Source organism: Adhaeribacter arboris (assembly GCF_003023845.1).
In the GTDB taxonomy this organism is placed as follows: domain Bacteria; phylum Bacteroidota; class Bacteroidia; order Cytophagales; family Hymenobacteraceae; genus Adhaeribacter; species Adhaeribacter arboris.
In genome coordinates this window covers 5,735,354-5,753,231 of the sequence record NZ_PYFT01000001.1, presented here as the reverse complement: position 1 = coordinate 5,753,231, position 17,878 = coordinate 5,735,354, and the positions used below count along the sequence as shown (strand labels likewise).

The window sequence follows — 17,878 nt, the reverse complement described above, 5'->3', positions numbered from 1 at the left end:
GTTTTTTCATAATAGGCGCTAAAAAGCTAATAGACTTTGTCTGTTAGCTTTTTTTGGTTTACTTTAAAATAGTTTTTACAGTTTTTCGCTAAAAAATAAGTTGCCCGGCTTCTTCTCTTACCAGGCCAAAAGGTTCTTCTTTCAGAATTAAAAACCCATCTAAATCGGCGTAATTTATACCGTGGCATAACTGCATAGCCGACCAGATACCCAACGAAGTTTCTACCATACAACCAATCATAGGATGTAAACCATGGGCGCGGGTTTCCTGTAAAATCCGAAGTCCGTTTAAGTAGCCACCCGCTTTCATTAGTTTCATATTAATGCCATGAAACTGGTCGCGCAGCACTCCAAAATCAGGTTCATTCGTAACCGATTCGTCCGCAAAAATGGGATAAGGACTTTGCTTTTTTAAATATTGGTATGCATCGGACTGGCTGGCTGGTAAGGGTTGTTCTATAAAAAGTATGGGTAACTCTCTTAATTCCCGCAAAAAAATTATGAGTTCATCGGGGTTCGTCCAAGCCTCGTTGCCGTCAATGATGAATGGCCGAGAGGTAACAGATGCGACTGCTTGCACCAAGGCGAAAGCATCCGTTTGATTAACCTTAACTTTTAAAGTAGCGAACCGAGTTAAGTTATTTACTTGTATAAAATCACCTATCAACTCCGGAGCCATTATTGGCAAAGAGAAAATAGTAGGAACCGCTTCTGGTTGGGGCAATTTTAAAAACTGGTTAACCGTAATTTGCTGCTGCCAGCAGGTAAAATGTACATACGCCGACTCCACAGCAAATCGCAAGGAATTGGCAACCGGGTATAATTGGAGCAAAGTCTCTAACTCTGATAGGGAACGAACGTATTCTAAACCATTATTGAGCAGGATTTGAAATTGCAGTAGCAGCAGTTCGGGGGTTTCTTGGTAACGCACATTGGGTGCAGCTTCTCCAATGCCTAGTAATTGCTGGTCGGTGACGCGTACAAATAAATTTGTTTTAGTATCTACGGCGTTCCGCGAGATTTTCCAGGTATAACGTAGTTGTAGTTCTTTTGCCTCAATGTACCAGGTAAGCATATAAATGATAGGGGTGAAATAAATAACCGAAGGAGGGTGAATTACGAGTATATCTCCTTCTAATTAAGTGCGGTAAGTTACGCATTAAATGGTTATCTTCCAGGTGCGTTTACTTGCTTAAAACTACAATCAACCAATTTCTAGGGCCTTTACCGGTAAAACGCACGTCCATTAACAGATTTTAATCGTTCCTGAAATTTTGATAATTATTAGCCAAAACAAGCTTTAATCATAGAAAACCATCTAAGAATTTAAAAATTTTCATTGAGGAATCTGAAAGAGCATCCTGATAACCGTGGTTTTTCAAAGCACTTTTTGCTTAAAAGAGGAGCAAGCCTACTTATCCTAAAAATCAGAAATAAAATAATATATTTGTTCTTAACTTAAAATGCATTTGTCCATACTAATTGGTAGGGTTTGTTCACTGGAAAAAGCCAATCAATAAAACTTCTGGGCAGATTAGTTTATCCATTTTCTATGCCTAAATCCCGCTTAGTTTTACTCATTGCTCTAATTTTTACGGCCGCTTTAAGCTTATCGCTGCTTAATGAATACGGTTATCTGGCAATAGCGCCGCCTGTTTTAACTACCGTACGCTGGATAGCCATTGCCTTGGTCTTATATTTTGCCTACCTCAAACGTTCTCTTACCACCTGGATTTTAGTTAGTATGTTAGTAGGGGCCGAAATAGGCTATGATTTCCCGGCTTTTGCTCAGAACCTGAATGTGCTAAGCAAAGTGTTCCTGAAAATGGTAAAAACCATTATTGCACCGCTCTTATTTGGCACCTTGGTGGTAGGTATTGCCGGCCATTCTAATTTAAAACAAGTGGGCAGCATGGGGGTTAAAGCCCTAGTTTACTTTGAAATAGTTACCACGTTGGCTTTATTTATTGGGTTAGCGGCCATTAACATCAGCAAAGCAGGCGAAGGCATTCAGTTAAAAGCCGCTGCCACCGACGAAATTAAGAAGCCGGAACCGCAAACCGTATCGGATATTATTCTGCACATATTTCCGGAAAATTTTGCCAAGTCGGTAGTAGAAGGACAAGTTTTACAAATTGTGGTATTCAGCATATTATTCGGGATTGCTTTAGCCATGCTCAGCGAAGCTAAACGCCGCCCTATGCTCGAATTTGCCGAAAGTCTCTCCGAAACCATGTTTAAGTTTACCAACATTATTATGTATTTTGCTCCTATAGCGGTGGGAGCGGCTATTGCTTATACCGTAGGCCACATGGGCTTTGGGATTTTGGTAAACTTATTTAAGTTGTTGGCTACCTTGTACGTTTCGCTGGCGGCCTTTGTATTATTGGTATTATTGCCGGTAGCTTACTTTTTCCGGATACCCATTAAAAAGTTTGCCTCCGCTATAGCTGAGCCCGTTTCTATCGCGTTTGCCACTACCAGCTCCGAAGCTGCTTTACCCCGCGCGATGGAAGCGATGGAACGAATTGGGGTACCCCGCAAAATTATTGCCTTTGTAATGCCCATGGGTTATTCTTTCAACTTGGATGGAACTACTCTTTACCTTTCGCTGGCTTCTATATTCGTAGCGCAAGCCGCGGGTATTCATATGCCCTGGGAACAGCAACTACTCATGGTATTTACGTTGATGCTTACCAGCAAAGGGGTAGCCGGCGTACCTAGGGCTTCGTTGGTAATTTTATTGGGTACCGCAACTTCCTTTAATTTACCCATTGAACCTATATTTATTATTTTAGGGATTGATGAGTTAATGGATATGGCTCGTACCGCCATAAATGTTACGGGCAATTGTTTGGCCTCCGCGGTTATTGCCCGCTGGGAAGGCGAGTTCAACGACAATCCTACGCCCGAGCAGGTGCTGGTCGAAGAAGTATAAAGCAAGTAGATGTGACGTAACAATCAAAAGATATTTTTATCAATAAAGTAAAACCAATTGGCTTAAAAAGATGCATCCGTTACTTATTCAGTTAACGAACCCGGGTCAGAAGTACGCCGAACGAGCCAAACACTTGTTAGAGGAAGTAGGCGATAACCCGGATAAATTTGCCATTTTTTTAAATGCCATGCTGGACCCTAGCACTCCCGCAAATACTGCCCAGTATGCGGCCGACCTATCGGAAAAAATTAGCCAGCGACATCCGCATTTACTATTGCCGCACCAAGATACCTTAATTACGGCTTTACCGCGCACGCATAAGCCCATCATCCGTTGGCATTTAGCTTTAATCCTCTCCTATTTACCTTTACTCAGTGATGATCCGTTAGCCGAAGTAATCGATTACGTGCAGAACTGGTTACGGACCGATCCGAATAAATTCTTGAAAGTTCATTGCCTCCAAGCTTTAGCTAATCTGGCTAAAAAACACAATTGGCTACGCCAGGAAACTATTTTGCTGGTGCAAGAAGAAATGGCTAAAGGCGGAGCTGCGATAAACGCGAAGGGCCGAGTTTTGCTTCTCCAACTCGCTAGTAGCAAGTAAGATGCTTATTCGAGTAAACTCAGTGCTGCTGAATGAGGTTTATTTCTACAACGTTCTATTTTACCTTTTCCTGGATTTAGCTACTTTTCAATAAACGAACCTACTTCTATCACAATATTTAAATAGTTATAGTTACCTTATTCCAATACTGCTTTTTACATTATAGTTTTGTCCCGTCTTAAAAGATTAACTAATTAACTATAATGCTTATTGAAATTAAAAATTTACGCTTTTATTTCTTTTCTTTCCGTAGTATTTTCCTCAAGCAAATTGCTCTTGTTGCCCTCTCCTGTAATAAGGGTTATTTAAATTTTACTATCCTTTTTTAGTCTTCCTTTACATGAAAACCGGAAGATTAAGCCTACTGGGGCTTGTATTATTTTTATTTAGCTGCCAGAAAGAAGATAGTGACCTGGTATCACCCAAAGTTCAAAATTATTTAAGAGTTTTTACGTTTTTAAAAGCTTTTAACCCAGAGTTTTCAGAAGATTTAGCAGGCAATATATCCGAACAAAAAACTACGGTACGTACTTCTAACGGATTAAATTTAAACAAGCTTATTGCCTCTTTTACCAGCACCGACAGATTTAAGGTATTTGTGGGCAATAAAGAACAAACCAGTGGCCAAAACAATAATAATTTTTCCGTTCCCGTTGTCTACCGGATTATAGCCCCTAATGGCGCCGCTAATATTTATAAAGTGGAGTTAAATCCGGTATTCTCCGAATTAAACCAAGCTCTGGAGAATTTGATGCAACAGTACCAGGTGCCTGGCCTGTCAGTAGCAATTGTTAAAAATGAGAAGCTCGTATTTGCCAAAGGCTATGGCTACGCGAATAAAGAAACGCTTCAACCCGTTGGTACAGAAAGCATTTTCCGGATTGCTAGTATTTCTAAACCCATTACGGCTGTTGCCATTTTAAAATTAGTACAAGACGGCAAATTAAATTTATCGGATAAGGTTTTTGGTGCGGCGGGAGTTTTAAAAAACGATTATGGCTCCGTACCAATGGGCTCTAACCTGGAGGCTATTACCGTTAAAAATTTACTGGAACATAAATCCGGTTGGACCAACCAGCCTACCGACCCGATGACAGCTAATTTAAATTTTTCGCAACAAGAAGTGATTACTGACATGGTGCAAAATCGTCCTTTATCATATTCGCCGGGCTCTACTTATTATTATTCTAACTTTGGTTACTGCGTTTTAGGCCGCATCATCGAGAAAGTTACTGGTAAAAGTTATTCCAGTTATATTCAAACGGCCATTTTGCAACCCTTAGGAATTATCGATATGCGCATGGCGAATAATTCGCAGGCTCAAAGCGCCTTAAATGAAGTAACCTACTACCAGCCAAATGATAATGCCTACGCTTATCATATAAACCGAATGGATGCGCACGGCGGTTGGCTGGCTACTGCTACTGATTTAATGCGATTAATGTTCATATCGACCGCAATAATAAAGCAGCTGATCTAGTTTCGAGTGATTTATTAAACCAAACGTACATGGGTTATACTAATTGGTTTCATACCGGTTCTATGCCCGGCACCTCAGCTATTCTCACCCGCTTAGACGATGAATATAGCTTCGCGGTATTGGCTAATACCCGGAATAATGATCAGCCTTTTGAAATTACCGAAGCACTTAATACAGCGATTAAAGACCAGATTTTGCTTAAAACTAATTGGCCCGAAGTAGATTTATTTACCCAAAACAGACAAGGAACTCAGTAACCAAATACGAATGGGAAGTTTATAAAGAACTTTAAAAATAGCCGGCTCTATTAATTATTTTTTCTGATTTATTTAAACTTATAGAAACAAAAAAGCCGGCTAAATAGCCGGCTTTTGCATGCGTGCGCACGGGGAGACTCGAACTCCCACGGGACAACTCCCACAGGCTTCTGAGACCTGCACGTCTACCAGTTCCGCCACGTGCGCTCCTTTTTCGAAGGGCAAATGTAAAATAAATATTCTACTTTCGAATCAAAGCCACTTATATTTTTTAAGAATTTAGTTCTTGCCGGCTTTACTATAAATAATTTATTTTCTCTCCCCGGAATACAACTCTTTCTCTCCAACCCGGCCATAAATAAGTAAAATGAAGATTCTTCTATTCGTATCTGCTTTTTATATAATCCCGTATTGTGAATAATCTGCTTAAAAGTGAAACTGCCTAGTTCTTTGCTAGCCATAAGTATTATTTGCAACTTTATCTGCCTATTTTATGACGGATACCAAGCGATTATTTGTTGCCATACCTATACTAGACGATCTGCAAGCGTTTTTTCGGGAGCAGCAACCAGCATTTGCGCATGAAGCTATTCGATTTGTTCCGGACGCTAATTTGCATCTTACCGTGCATTTTTTAGGGGAAGTACCCAACCGTCAAATAGCCAACATTACTAACGCCTTACAACAAGTGGCCAGTACTACTGCTCCTTTTACTTTGCAACTGGAACAGCTTGAACCCGGACCTAAACCCAAATCTCCCCGGCTTATCTGGGCCCGGTTTGCGGCTCATCCGTTATTTACTCATTTATATACCGCTATTACAACTCAATTGGGTATTTCTGCTTCGAACCAAGCCGACTATATTCCGCATATTACTTTGGCTCGCTTCCAGAAAGATAAAACCAAGCCATCTTCGTTTCCTGTAGTTTCTGAGCCTTCGCAACAAATTATTTTGCCGGTATCTTCTATTGGCCTTTGGCAATCCGAGTTAAAAAGCCCACACCCCATTTACCGGACTTTAGTTTTGTACCCATTAACCGGAACGGAAAAGACGTAAACCTAGCAGACTAAATAACAGTATAGGGAGCTACAAAACCAATAAACACATGAACGCAACAGACTTAACCCGGATAGTTACCAAACTACGCGATAAAAAGCTAACCCTTGCTTTTGCCGAAAGTGTAACGGGCGGCCTCTTAATTTCCGAATTTGTGAAGGCCAAAGGAGCAAGCGATGTGTTACTGGGCAGTATTGTTACCTATGCCGAAGAAGTAAAACAAAAAGTATTAGGCGTAAAAAAGCAAACCTTAAAACTCTACACTGCCGAATCGCAGCAAGTAACCAACGAAATGGTGTTAGGTTTATTTAAATTATTAAAAGCCGAAATGTGCGTGGCCGTTACTGGTTTAAGCGGCCAAGGCGCTTCCGAAACGAGCGAAAAGCCCATAGGAACGGTATTTTTCTCTATTTACTGTAAAAACAAAGTAGAAGAATTTCGCCAGGAATTCTCTAAAGAAAACGGCGACATCCGGAAGCAAGCGGCTGACTTTATCTTTCAGAAAATTGAAACTACCGTGGACCGTCATTTTGAACGGGAATAAGCCATTTATTTTTAAGCACCATCCGCGCTACGGTACCCACCTGCAATAATCCGCACCAGCTAAATTCGAGAGTAATTACCAAGTAGTAAGAGCAAAATATATTTGGTTTATCCCTGTTTAGATAAGAAAAGCCTGCTATTTGCTTAGCAGACTTTTCTTATCTAAAAAATTATTTCCATTTTAACTTTCTTCCGGCAAGCTTTTCAGGAACAAGTAAACGGATTTAATTTCGTTATCGGTAAATTCTTTGGTCATGGTCCAGGGCATGTCTTTCGGATCCATTTTTTTACCTTCGGGAGTTATGCCGGTGCGTAAGGTATGAATAAATTGATCTTCCGTCCATTTACCTAAATTACCCGATTTAGTAATATTGGGCACGGGCGGAAAACCAGGGGCTAATGGCTCCCCACCCTTATAGTTTGGCCGATGACAGCCCACGCAACCTGTTGCCACGTACTGACCGTAATTAGCCGATATCTCGGATTTAACGGTTTGTACACTTTGTTTGGTATGATCAATTCTTTCGGCGGGTAGCAGCGGAAATTTATTTAAAAAAGTTAATACCCGCAGTAATGGCCTGATTTCATTTTCGGGTAACTCCCGGTCTACGGGCCGTAAACTTTTAATGTAAGACATTAAGGCGCCCATATCTTCCACGGAAAGCGAATTATATTCATCCGAAGGCATCAGGAGGGCTGATTTGCCATCTTTGCGAACGCCGTGTTTCAAGGCCCGGGTTAAATCTGCTTTGGTGTATTCGCGCATTATACCGCCTCGTCCTTGCGTCAGATTGGCCCCCACTAACCGGCCAAGCTGCGGATCATCAATAAATATTTTGCCGCCTAAATCCTCCCCGTGACATTCCCGGCAACCTTTAATTTGCACTAAATGTTCTCCTTGCGTTAAAGCTTCGGCACTTTGCGTTACAGCAATTTTTTGAACATTTATCGTATAAGTTTTATTAATCCGGCTTTCGGTTTTAAAATAAATAACCGCGTAAGCTACTATTAAGATTAAAACTAAGCATCCTAAACCTATACCCATCCATTTGAGTATCTTTTTTATCATAATACGATTCTCTTATTTAATTGTAGTTTATAAATAAACGAAATCAAATACCTAAGATTAGCTATCATTTACAAGTATTTATTCAAAAATATTTTAGGAATTTGCAACAAACTTTCCAAAACTGCGTATGAACGCCTCCTTCGACCGGGTTAGTTGGTTTTATGATCCTTTAGCCCGATTAGTTTTTGGCAGCGCTATCCGCCAATCGCAGGTGGCGCTTTTATCTTTTGTTCCGGCTGATGCTTCTGTTCTGCTGGTGGGTGGCGGCACGGGTTGGTTGCTGCCAGATATAGTTACATTACAAATACCTTTACAAATTACTTACCTGGAACTCTCCTCTCGCATGTTAACCCGAGCCAGAAAAACATGCGCCGGCTTACCCGCTAATCAATTACAAGTAACCTTCCGGCAGGGTACCGAAGCCGATTTAAGGGCGGATGAAAAGTTTAATGTTATTTTTACGCCCTTCGTGCTGGACTTGTACCCCGAAAATTTGCTTATTCCTATGATGCAGCGACTGTACCAACATTTAAAACCAAATAGCTATTGGCTAGTCGCCGATTTCTTTATTGATCAAACACGGAGTAGAAAAGAACAATGGTGGCAACATAATTTGACCCAAGCTATGTATACTTTTTTTGGAAAACTTTGTAATCTGCAAACGCATACTCTACCCCATCTTGATAATTTATTTCAAAGATTACCCGGGCAGCTAATGTACACTAAATACTTTTATAGTGGCTTTATCCGGTCGCAGGTATACCACTTTTCCTTTAAGGATATTTAATATTTCTACAAAACGTCCATTTACTTAGCTTTTTACCGGTTCTTTGTTGTTACGTGTTAATAAGTTTTTAACAGCAGTAAAAGCTGATACCGAAAAAACAATTCGAGTTTAGATTGCAGGTAAGTAGCGGCAGAAGCATTCAAAATATCGCGAGCCGTTAATAGCTCCACCGAACTGATTTGGCCTAGTTTATATTTTTCGGCGTAAAGATTATACGACAAATTGTTTTGTTGCCAGGCCGCCAGCGTAGCCTTATATTTTTGCTTAGCCGAATTAAATTCATTTATTAGCTGCAAGGTGTTACTAATCACCGTGTTCTCCGCTTCTTTAGTAGCCAGTTGCGCATTCGAAACGTTTATCTTTTCTTTTTTTACGCTGTTAACAAACTCCTTTTTAGAAAAAAGGGGAACATCCAGGTTAATACCTATATTCTGACCCAAGTTATTATTCAACTGCTTATTTAAGGGCATGGTGCTACCATCCGTTATTGTCTCATTGCTGTTATAATTCGAAGCAATACCTGCTCCAGCCGAAAGAGAAGGTAACAAACTGCTTTTTGCCACCTTTACCCCTAGTCGAGCTACCTGTTCGTTCATTTGAGCCTCCTTTATGGCAGGATGGGTTTTTAAAATCGTTTCTATAAATTCTGTAGCATTAATAGGCGTGTTAAAAATATCTTTTAGCAAAGTGGTATCAATAGAAGCAATAATTAACTCATCTTTGTAGGAAAAATTTAGAAATTGTTTTAACTCTTGCAAAGCAGCTAACGAATCGTTTTGTACAGTAATTAAATCAGCCTTTTCGCTGTTGAGCCGGGCATTAAAAGTATAATGTTCGTACTTGGTAAGTCGGCCGGTTTTAATTTTTTCTTTAATAATAACCAGGGTTTTAGTAGTTGTTTGCATATTGTTCCGGCCAATGGCAGCCTGTTCTTTATCCAGTAAAAGCCGGGAATAACTTTGGGTAATGTTAGAAAGCAATTCAAGCTCGATTCTTTTTTTGGCATAATTAGCAGCCTGCAAGCTATAGGCACTTTGTTTAATGGTATTTAATCTCCTAAATCCCGAAAATAATTCAAGATTAAGACTCAACCCGGTAGAACCACCGCTAAACCGATCGCGAACAAAAACATTGGTGACGGGGTCGATATTTTTACCATAAGAAAAATCATGGTTTACCGAATAAGCCAAAGATGGCAATATACTGTATTGGGCTGTTTTCCGGTCCAGAGCATTTGTATTAATATCGTTCTGGGCACGTTTAATGGTAGTATTGTTCTCTAAAGCTATGCGGTAGCAATCATCCAGGGTATATTGCTTTTGCCCAAAAGAGAACAAAGGAATGAAAAGCATAAACGGCAGAAAAACCAAAAAGCGCCTCATACCTTATCGAATCGTTTAAATATTTTTTTGATGAAAAACTTATACAAAGGTAGCCGCTGCACTACTATTTCGCCGTGAATAGTATAACCGGACTTTAACTTGTACCGATTGGTTTGCAGCAATTGCACTAAGGCATAAAACTTTTCACTTTCTTTTCTTTCGGCTAAATAAAGGACTTTGCCCCGGATCATACCGTACTCTAAATGGTAATAAGCATCCAGTTTCAGGCGCGCTTCCTGGCCCGCTTTCACGTAAGGCATATCTCTTTCGGGCACAATAACTTTGGCGTAATACGAAATAGTAGTAGGAGCAATGCTCACGAGTAAATCGCCTCGGGAAATTAAATTACTGGCTAGCTTCGTACTAAATAAATAATTAACAATGCCGGCGTTGGTGGCAACTACGTACTGCTTTTTTAGCTCGGTATCTACTTTATGCAGCGTTTCTTTAGCTTGCAGCAGTTGGCCTTCCAAATCGTTTTTGGTTTGCAGTAGTTCCTGGGTATTTTCGTCTAGTTGCAGTTTATTCAACAAAAGGTTGTTTTGCTCATTTGTAAAGTTGTTGTAAGCCAAACTTTTTTCCGCCAGCAACTTGTTTCGTTCACTTTTCAGGTTGGTTAAATTTTCTTTTAAAGCCAGGAAAGCATCTTTCGTAGAATTATATTCATACTTACTGAGCATATCTTTTTTAAACAATACCGCATCGCCTAGGTATTTTTCTTGCGCCGAAGCCAAGCGTTCTTTCTGTAAGCCGTGTTGCTCCTCCAAGGTTTTCAGTTCAGCGGTAAGCCGGCTAATATCTAATCGGTATTTTTTAGCACTGATGGCTCTGGTTTGCTCATTGGCCGCTTGCTTTTTTTGCACCGCATCCAGGAGGACCGAGGTAGATTCAATTTTCTTTTGCAGGTATTCCATTTCGGTGCTGGTTTTAGCCTGTTGCTCCAGAAAATCCAGGTTTTGCATTATGAGCAGCGTATCGCCTGCTTTAACCGGCTGCCCTTCCTTCACATTAATTTTTACAATTTGCGCTTCAAATGGCGCTTTGTAATCCGATTGCGGATTGGTGGCAATTATTTCGCCTTCTCTTATAGCTACGGCATCGTTTATCTGCAAAGCAAAAACCAGCAGAATAAGCGTAGCCGCTATGGCCATCAGCAACCGGAAAAACCAAATGGTAAAATTATACTCCTTGATATTGTAGTTGCTCAATGCTTCCATTTTGCATGATTAAAGTATTTGTAAATCGTATATGATAAAGCGGCTCGTGCGATATAATGATGAAGGAACGGTTCGTCTGGCTATTAATGTAGTTTTCTATTTTTTCTTTGGATTCCACATCAATTCCGGATAAGGTTTCATCTAAAATAATGAGCTCTGCTTCAGATAAAAAGGCCCGCATCATCAGTATCTTTTTTCGCTGGCCCGTAGATAAGTTGCGACCTTGTTCATTGATCACAAAATCAAGACCTTCGGCTTTTTCGGCTATAAAATCGTATAATCCTATTCCTTTCGCTAAGTCTAAAATTTTGGAGGTACTGGCCGAATACGAAAAAGCCATATTATAGCCCAGCGTATCATTGAATACAATATCTTCGTTGCTGACCAGTAGTATTTTTTTGCGTAAAGAGCTTGGATTATAAAACGAATATTTTTCGTTATTTATCAGGATTTCTCCTTCGTCGGGGGTGTACAGCAACGATAATAATTTGCAGAAAGTGCTTTTGCCAGCGCCATTACTTCCCTCAAGCTTAATAATTTCTCCTTTATTTATAACAATATTTAAGTTTGAAAAAACCGGGCGTTGCGGAATATAATAGAAACCTACATTCCGGAAAGTAACCGTTTGAATTTCTACGCTTCTGATTTTACTATGCCGGGTAGCGGCCGCGGCCTGAGCCTCTTTGCTGCCAAAATCGAAATAACGGGATAAAATAATCTGGTTTTCCTGAATGTCTAAGTTCTGATCCAACAAACTGCTTACCGAAGAAAATACCTGGGAGGAGAAAGCAATAAAGGTAATGACTTGCCCCATAGAAATAGAACGGGAAGTAATGGCATTCTGAGAAAGAAACACCAGAATAAGAATACTGGCAATAATCATGATAAAATTAATAACACCAGAATTAACTAAACTCACGTATTTTACCCGACGCTGTATAGCCAATATATTTTTTATCCGGGGTCCTAAGCGCTGCATAAATAAACCTTCTAACCTGAAAGATTTGATAACCTGCAGGCCATCGAAATTTTCAAAAAGAGAAGAAAACAAATTTGATTTTTCCAGGAACCGGCGGTTCTCGTTCTCGCGGATGTAGGGCGTAATCAGAAAAAACCAAACAATAAAAATTACTAAAATACCTACAACAATAAACGTAATCTTAAAATCGAGAATAAATAATACAATAAGGGAATACACCGTAATAAAGGAATCGATGAGGATGCCGGTAAAAAACCGCATAAAAAAAGTCTTAAGCTTCAGGCTGTCCTGGATGCGTTCGGTTAAATCACCGCGACTAAACGTATGAATGTACCGGATGGAATATGTATTAAGTTTTTCGATAAAAGAGGTTAGGAAAAAATTATCCAGAATATTGGCCAGGTGAATAGAAATAAAGCTTTTATAGAGCGACAACACCAGATTAAATACTTTAAAGAGGCCTAAACCTAGAGCAAATAAAATCATCAAACTCATATTATAGTCAGGCAGAACGTAATCAATTAGGATCTGGCTGCTGAAAATGGTAAGCTGCCCCAGCATGGCCGCAAATATGGCCGTAGCAATGTAAATGCCCCAAAGTTTATGGTAAGGTTTTAGTTCCTTAAATAACCGGCGGTAAGGGTTAATGGGCTTTTCCTGAGCTGCAGTATTAGCGCTTGGCAACTGTACTTCTTCGGTTTTTTTAACGGTTAGTACCACCGGGGCCGTAATACGCAAAACCGCTTCCCGTAATTTTAAAGTCCGGAATTGCTTGGGCAATACACTCAGCTCCTGATTAAAGAGCAAATCAATTAAAAAATTTTTCTCGGCGGTACTATCCGCAAAACCAAAGTTTTCTTTTAAATAAGAAAAATAAGTAAGTTTATTGATAACATCTCCCTCGTTCTGAACTTCTACTTCTTCCGGATTAATTTGATAAGCCGTAAGTTCTTCCCGGATAATTTGCTGCAGTACTTTGCTGTTGCTGACATAATCGTAATTAGCAGTAGCGGTATAAGCGTTGTTCATTAACTCCGATAGAGTCCAGAGGTAAGATTGCCCGATGCCCGGGTCCAGAATCTGCAGCTTATTTTTCCGGAAGCCTTTTATAACCACATAATGCAACCCCTGGGTATTTTTAACCGGTAAAATGCAGGGAACTAAAGTTTTTAATTTATCACTGTTGAACTTTAAGCTATTTAAATCCAGCAAGTTAAATTCCGCCTGAAAATGCTGTTTGTCAAAAAAATCTTTTATATCGTGCAGGCTGGACCCATTTTCGGTAACGTATATATTTTCTTCTAAGTAATTTCGATTAATATGAATGTTGTGCAGGTTATAAATAATTTTAACTGCACTAATGCCGCAATCGTTATGCTTTAGTTGTTGCTCGATATCGCTGTGCATACGACTAACTTAAGAAGTGAAAGCAGGAGTTTCGAATACCACCTTTTTAAAATCATTCAACAGAGCTGCGGCATTAGCATACCGTTTTATTGGTTTCTTTTGCAGGCATTTAGCTATTATTTGAATAATTTTTGCCGGTACCGGAAAATTCAAGAAGGAAAGAGTCGGATATTCTACTGTGCTTTTTTTAATATTTGTGGAGAGTTCTTCCCAGATAAACCCATCGAATGGCTCTTTTCTATAAAAAATATAATAGAGAATAAGACCCAATTGGTACACATCCGAATAAAAATCTGGTTCTCTGGAAAACTTAGTTACACTCGAAATATTAATTCGCTCCGGCGGCATGTAATAAATTACGCCACCAAATTTCACTAATTCGTCTTGTTCTATATTTACCTCAATAGATAGACCTAAGTCAATAATTTTCACGTTCCGGTCTTCATCCACCATAATATTAGAAGGATGAATATCGCCGTGAATGAGGTTTGTTTCGTGTAATAAGGCAAAACCCTGCAGTATATCCTTACTAATAGAATAGCAGTCGGATTCGGTTATATTTTCGGTTTGCTTTAAAAACTTAGATAAAGGTTTTCCCTTAATATATTCCAGAACGATATATGCTCCTTCCGGGTCAGATTCGGAGAAAGCATAAGCCTGCCCGATAAAAGGTATGTGCTGGCATCGCTGCAGCATGCTATATTCGTGCTTTAAGTCCAATAACTCATCCGAATACCTTCCTTCATCCGCTATTTTCCTTACGTTCAGCAACTTAATTACACATTGGATAAGCTTGGTTTTATGAAGGGCTAGGTATATATCCATGTACTTTTTATCGGCGATTATCTCGGAAATTTGCCAGTCTCCCATGGCGTCCCCTATTTTAAAATAAGGTTCGCTGCTGGCAATCGGTTCTTCCCAATCCTCGGGAACCACAATCTTTCTTTTGCACAAAAACTTAAAAAATGCCGTGCATTTCTTTTCAATTTGCTTTACATCACTTTGCACATCTAAGGCAACCTCCTGCAATACTTCGGCTTGGGTTTTAGGAGAATTAAACTTATCGATAAAGTATTTTACCGTTTCATTAATTAAGAACTCTTTTTCCCGGGCATCATCCATCAGGATGTAATTGCCATGCTGATATTCTACCGGCAGGTCGCTATCCTCCGGAGAATCAGCAGGATTAATAATACTTATACTATTGGCTAATCGGTACTTTACCATGATTGAGTTATTTTTATAAAGACTAGAGTAATTTAAGAGTGGAGCAAAGTGCTCCACTCTTAAATAAGTTAAATATTTAAAGAATAAACTTCTTGTAAATACTAGCTTAACGTTATTAAACTGGCTTCTTATAACATTTTTTAGTAGTTGTACTGGTTGTAGTACATTTTCTGGTAGTGCGGGTAGTACTACCATGAGTGGTGTAATGATGTTTTTTCTTCTTACACCATTTTTTTCTAGTACCGGCAATAATTTCGTTAAGTGATTCTCCTTTTAGTTCGGTCAGAACTTTTTCTAAAGTAATCATGATTGTAAACTTTAAAAAATGAAAAATAGGCTACTCTGTTGCTAGGGTTTTCGCCTTCTCCCTATCAGTCCGCGGTACTGAATATTTTTAAATTCCCAAATAGCTTATGGTTTTCGTACAATAAATGCATACCTCTCTTACCCATTATGCTTTTATAAGCATAATGCTATTTAATAAAACACTTTAGTCAAATACAAACTTTAACGATTTGTTAATATTCTGTTAAAAAATATAATTTTAATAAATAAAAGTTTACTTTTACATATAGTTATTCCTTCACCAAATTTCTGGCATAGCAGGATTTTATAGTAGTACAGAATTGTACAAACAATTTATAGAACTTAGCTTAGCAATATTTACAATACAGACATAATTATTTTAATACTCTTAATTTTAAGAGCGTATGAGTTAATATTAGCTACACTACACAGTTTGAAATGAACGTATTTTCAGCTTCTATGAAACTTTAATTAGAGTCATATCAATCTATTAGCTAGTAAAAAGTTAGATTTTGCCAGCAGAATTAATTTGGCAAAGAGGTAGTATTTAAAAGCATATAAACACAAAACAGATGATTAAGCAGCTAAATGAATTATTTAGCCGTCTATCCTCTGCCGTATAGCCCGCTATTGATAGATAACGTGCTAAAACAGGGCAACAATAAATAATGGTTAGGGTATTTAAGTAGCTTAGTAGCTTAAGTACATTAACTAAGTAACTCTCATCTACATTTAATTTAATATTTAAAATTAAATTAACTCCTTTACGCTTGTAAAATCTCTTATTGCCTGTTGCTCAATAAGCTAACTAAATAGTCGAATTGTATTATTAGATTAAAATTTTGCCTTTGTGGCAACTAATGTAAAATTATTTATTTCAAATTACAAGTATTTTATCGAATTTTATTAACAATTATTTAACATTTGAACTTGAAATAAATGAAATAGTAAAAGCTTGTTTCCCCGAATAAATATGTGTTTTTACTATATCAAAATCTACTTTATTCAGAGCGGGAAAGAATTGGTTAAAAATGCCTGATAAGTCCTATTTACCTCTCCTATTCTGGATTATTTTAATTATTAATCCGTAAAATAGCTGTGCTTAAGAATTAGAATCTAAGTAAGTTTGATAGGTACGATCGTTTAAAATGCCGTAATTATTAGTTGCACAACGAACCTAAAACCTTCAAGCACAAAATTATTAATTATTCGTATTAAATTTTAAGCAGGAAAGTTTATCATTAACCCTTAAATTCAGCAGCCAATTATTCGTGAGTAATTCCCCTACGCCCCCCGTTATTTGCGCAACGAGCACTTAAAAACTGTTAAACCTAATTTTCCGGGTAATAAAGTAATTAACGGCCAATTTGCTAACGGCGAAGAATTGTATACTCCTTCTTTCAAAACTGTTATAAAATGGCAGCTATCCCGCAATCCGCAAAAAGAAGAAAAAGAAAAAGATAATTATGTTCCGGCGGTCATTCCGGATGCCCAACTATTTACTTGCAATCACGATTTGCTGGTGTGGTTAGGCCACGCTTCTTTTTTACTGCAATTAAATGGCGTTTCTTTTCTCCTGGATCCGGTATTGGTAGATTCGCCTTTTCTCCGGAGACGGCATCCGTTACCTTGCTCCCTGAGTGATATCCGCCATATTGATTACCTGGCGCTCTCGCACGGCCATCGCGACCATCTCGATGAAAAATCTATCCAAACCGTTGTACAAAATAACCCGCAAGTAAAAGCACTCATTCCGTTGGCGATGGGTCCGTTGCTGCACCAAATGGCACCCGGCATTACGTACCAGGAAGCGGGCTGGTACCAGCAATACAGCCTTCCGGAAAATTTGGGAATAGCCGTCTATTATTTACCCGCTGCGCATTGGCACCGCCGGGGTTTAACCGATATGAACAAAATTTTATGGGGAAGCTTTTTATTTAAAACTACTTCTAACCTTATTTATTTTGGCGGCGATAGCGCTTACGAAAAACACTTTGTTGAAATTAAAGATTTATTTGGACCTCCGGATATAGCCATCTTACCCATTGGGGCTTATAAACCACCCTACATGATGCAACTCAGCCACATGAATCCGCCGGAAGCAGTGCAAGCCTTTAACGATTTAGGCGCTAAAACTTTTATCCCGATGCACTACGGCACTTTCGATCTTTCGGATGAGCCGGCCGGCGAACCAATAAGATGGATGCAGGAATTAGCTGCCGCCGGTAAATTGCACGGTAAACTAAAGATTCCGGCGGTGGGGGAACGAGTACTTTTATAGTTGCAGGTTACAGGTTTCAGGTTGCAAGTTATTAGGGTTGAAAAGTTAGAAGGTTAGAAAGTTGAAAGGTTGCGGGGTCATACTTTGGACCGCTATTAACCATTCTACTGCTGGCGCGAGCGTCTCCACTCGTGTCTACTATCTGAAAGGCCTCCGGCCGGGCAACCCAATAGACACAAGCTATGAGTATGTAAGTTATTCAATCATCAGCAGTTGCAAATCCCCAAAAATCTTCAGCTAGAGGACGGCAATAAGCAACATCAGCGAAGACGCTCGCCTTAGAAACATTTATTTTAACTTTTCAACCTTTCAACTTTCCAACCTTCCAACCAAAATAACCTGTA

At 39.1% G+C, this 17,878-nt stretch carries 15 protein-coding genes and 1 tRNA gene; 8 read left to right on the top strand and 8 right to left on the bottom strand.

Annotated features, from left to right (window positions below; translation table 11 throughout):
• Nucleotides 1–88 precede the first annotated feature (88 nt).
• The gene (locus AHMF7605_RS23395) at nt 89–1,075 is read right to left on the bottom strand and encodes a dipeptide epimerase (protein ID WP_106932407.1); all 987 of its coding nucleotides are present in this window, start codon (nt 1,073–1,075) and stop codon (nt 89–91) included.
• Between the two features lie 477 nt (nt 1,076–1,552).
• Between AHMF7605_RS23395 and AHMF7605_RS23390 the strand changes: the two genes are divergently transcribed.
• The 4 genes from AHMF7605_RS23390 (at nt 1,553) to AHMF7605_RS23375 (ending at nt 5,279) form a co-directional block, all read left to right on the top strand.
• The gene (locus AHMF7605_RS23390; protein ID WP_106932406.1) at nt 1,553–2,938 is read left to right on the top strand and encodes a dicarboxylate/amino acid:cation symporter; all 1,386 of its coding nucleotides are present in this window, start codon (nt 1,553–1,555) and stop codon (nt 2,936–2,938) included.
• Between the two features lie 70 nt (nt 2,939–3,008).
• Nucleotides 3,009–3,542 (top strand): hypothetical protein, encoded by a 534-nt coding sequence (locus AHMF7605_RS23385; protein ID WP_106932405.1) that lies wholly within the window; start codon nt 3,009–3,011, stop codon nt 3,540–3,542.
• Between the two features lie 340 nt (nt 3,543–3,882).
• On the top strand, nt 3,883–5,022 hold the full coding sequence (locus AHMF7605_RS23380) for a serine hydrolase domain-containing protein (RefSeq protein ID WP_106932404.1): 1,140 nt from the start codon (nt 3,883–3,885) through the stop codon (nt 5,020–5,022).
• A gap of 29 nt (nt 5,023–5,051) precedes the next feature.
• Nucleotides 5,052–5,279, top strand: coding sequence for a hypothetical protein (locus tag AHMF7605_RS23375; protein WP_106932403.1), 228 nt, complete (start codon nt 5,052–5,054; stop codon nt 5,277–5,279).
• Nucleotides 5,280–5,402: 123 nt separating this feature from the next.
• Here AHMF7605_RS23375 and AHMF7605_RS23370 read toward each other — a convergent pair.
• A tRNA-Leu gene (locus AHMF7605_RS23370) sits at nt 5,403–5,486 on the bottom strand.
• 286 nt (nt 5,487–5,772) lie between these two features.
• Between AHMF7605_RS23370 and thpR the strand changes: the two genes are divergently transcribed.
• Nucleotides 5,773–6,336, top strand: coding sequence for an RNA 2',3'-cyclic phosphodiesterase (gene thpR / locus AHMF7605_RS23360; RefSeq protein WP_106932401.1), 564 nt, complete (start codon nt 5,773–5,775; stop codon nt 6,334–6,336).
• A 49-nt stretch (nt 6,337–6,385) separates the two neighbouring features.
• Nucleotides 6,386–6,880: a CinA family protein gene (locus tag AHMF7605_RS23355; RefSeq protein ID WP_106932400.1), complete on the top strand. Its 495-nt coding sequence runs from the start codon at nt 6,386–6,388 to the stop codon at nt 6,878–6,880.
• Between the two features lie 180 nt (nt 6,881–7,060).
• On the opposite strand, the gene AHMF7605_RS23350 is transcribed toward AHMF7605_RS23355, so the two are convergent.
• On the bottom strand, nt 7,061–7,948 hold the full coding sequence (locus tag AHMF7605_RS23350; protein WP_106932399.1) for a cytochrome c4: 888 nt from the start codon (nt 7,946–7,948) through the stop codon (nt 7,061–7,063).
• Between the two features lie 127 nt (nt 7,949–8,075).
• Between AHMF7605_RS23350 and AHMF7605_RS23340 the strand changes: the two genes are divergently transcribed.
• Nucleotides 8,076–8,735 carry a class I SAM-dependent methyltransferase gene (locus AHMF7605_RS23340; protein WP_106932398.1) on the top strand — a complete coding sequence of 220 codons (660 nt, stop codon included), beginning with the start codon at nt 8,076–8,078 and terminating at the stop codon, nt 8,733–8,735.
• Nucleotides 8,736–8,791: 56 nt separating this feature from the next.
• Here AHMF7605_RS23340 and AHMF7605_RS23335 read toward each other — a convergent pair whose 3' ends face one another.
• The 5 genes from AHMF7605_RS23335 to AHMF7605_RS29930 all read right to left on the bottom strand — a co-directional run bounded on the left by AHMF7605_RS23335 (nt 8,792) and on the right by AHMF7605_RS29930 (nt 15,254).
• Entirely contained in the window at nt 8,792–10,117 is a 1,326-nt protein-coding gene (locus AHMF7605_RS23335; protein ID WP_106932397.1) for a TolC family protein, read from the bottom strand.
• The gene (locus AHMF7605_RS23330) at nt 10,114–11,334 is read right to left on the bottom strand and encodes an HlyD family secretion protein (RefSeq protein WP_106932396.1); all 1,221 of its coding nucleotides are present in this window, start codon (nt 11,332–11,334) and stop codon (nt 10,114–10,116) included. Before AHMF7605_RS23330 ends, AHMF7605_RS23335 begins: the two co-directional genes overlap by 4 nt.
• Nucleotides 11,297–13,720 carry an ABC transporter transmembrane domain-containing protein gene (locus AHMF7605_RS23325; RefSeq protein WP_106932395.1) on the bottom strand — a complete coding sequence of 808 codons (2,424 nt, stop codon included), beginning with the start codon at nt 13,718–13,720 and terminating at the stop codon, nt 11,297–11,299. The genes AHMF7605_RS23330 and AHMF7605_RS23325 overlap by 38 nt, the downstream gene beginning before the upstream one ends.
• Nucleotides 13,721–13,729: 9 nt before the next feature.
• Nucleotides 13,730–14,947 carry a serine/threonine protein kinase gene (locus AHMF7605_RS23320; protein ID WP_158267600.1) on the bottom strand — a complete coding sequence of 406 codons (1,218 nt, stop codon included), beginning with the start codon at nt 14,945–14,947 and terminating at the stop codon, nt 13,730–13,732.
• Nucleotides 14,948–15,062: 115 nt separating this feature from the next.
• Nucleotides 15,063–15,254: a hypothetical protein gene (locus tag AHMF7605_RS29930; RefSeq protein ID WP_158267599.1), complete on the bottom strand. Its 192-nt coding sequence runs from the start codon at nt 15,252–15,254 to the stop codon at nt 15,063–15,065.
• A gap of 1,299 nt (nt 15,255–16,553) precedes the next feature.
• Between AHMF7605_RS29930 and AHMF7605_RS23315 the strand changes: the two genes are divergently transcribed.
• Nucleotides 16,554–17,534: an MBL fold metallo-hydrolase gene (locus tag AHMF7605_RS23315; RefSeq protein WP_106932393.1), complete on the top strand. Its 981-nt coding sequence runs from the start codon at nt 16,554–16,556 to the stop codon at nt 17,532–17,534.
• Nucleotides 17,535–17,878 lie beyond the last annotated feature (344 nt).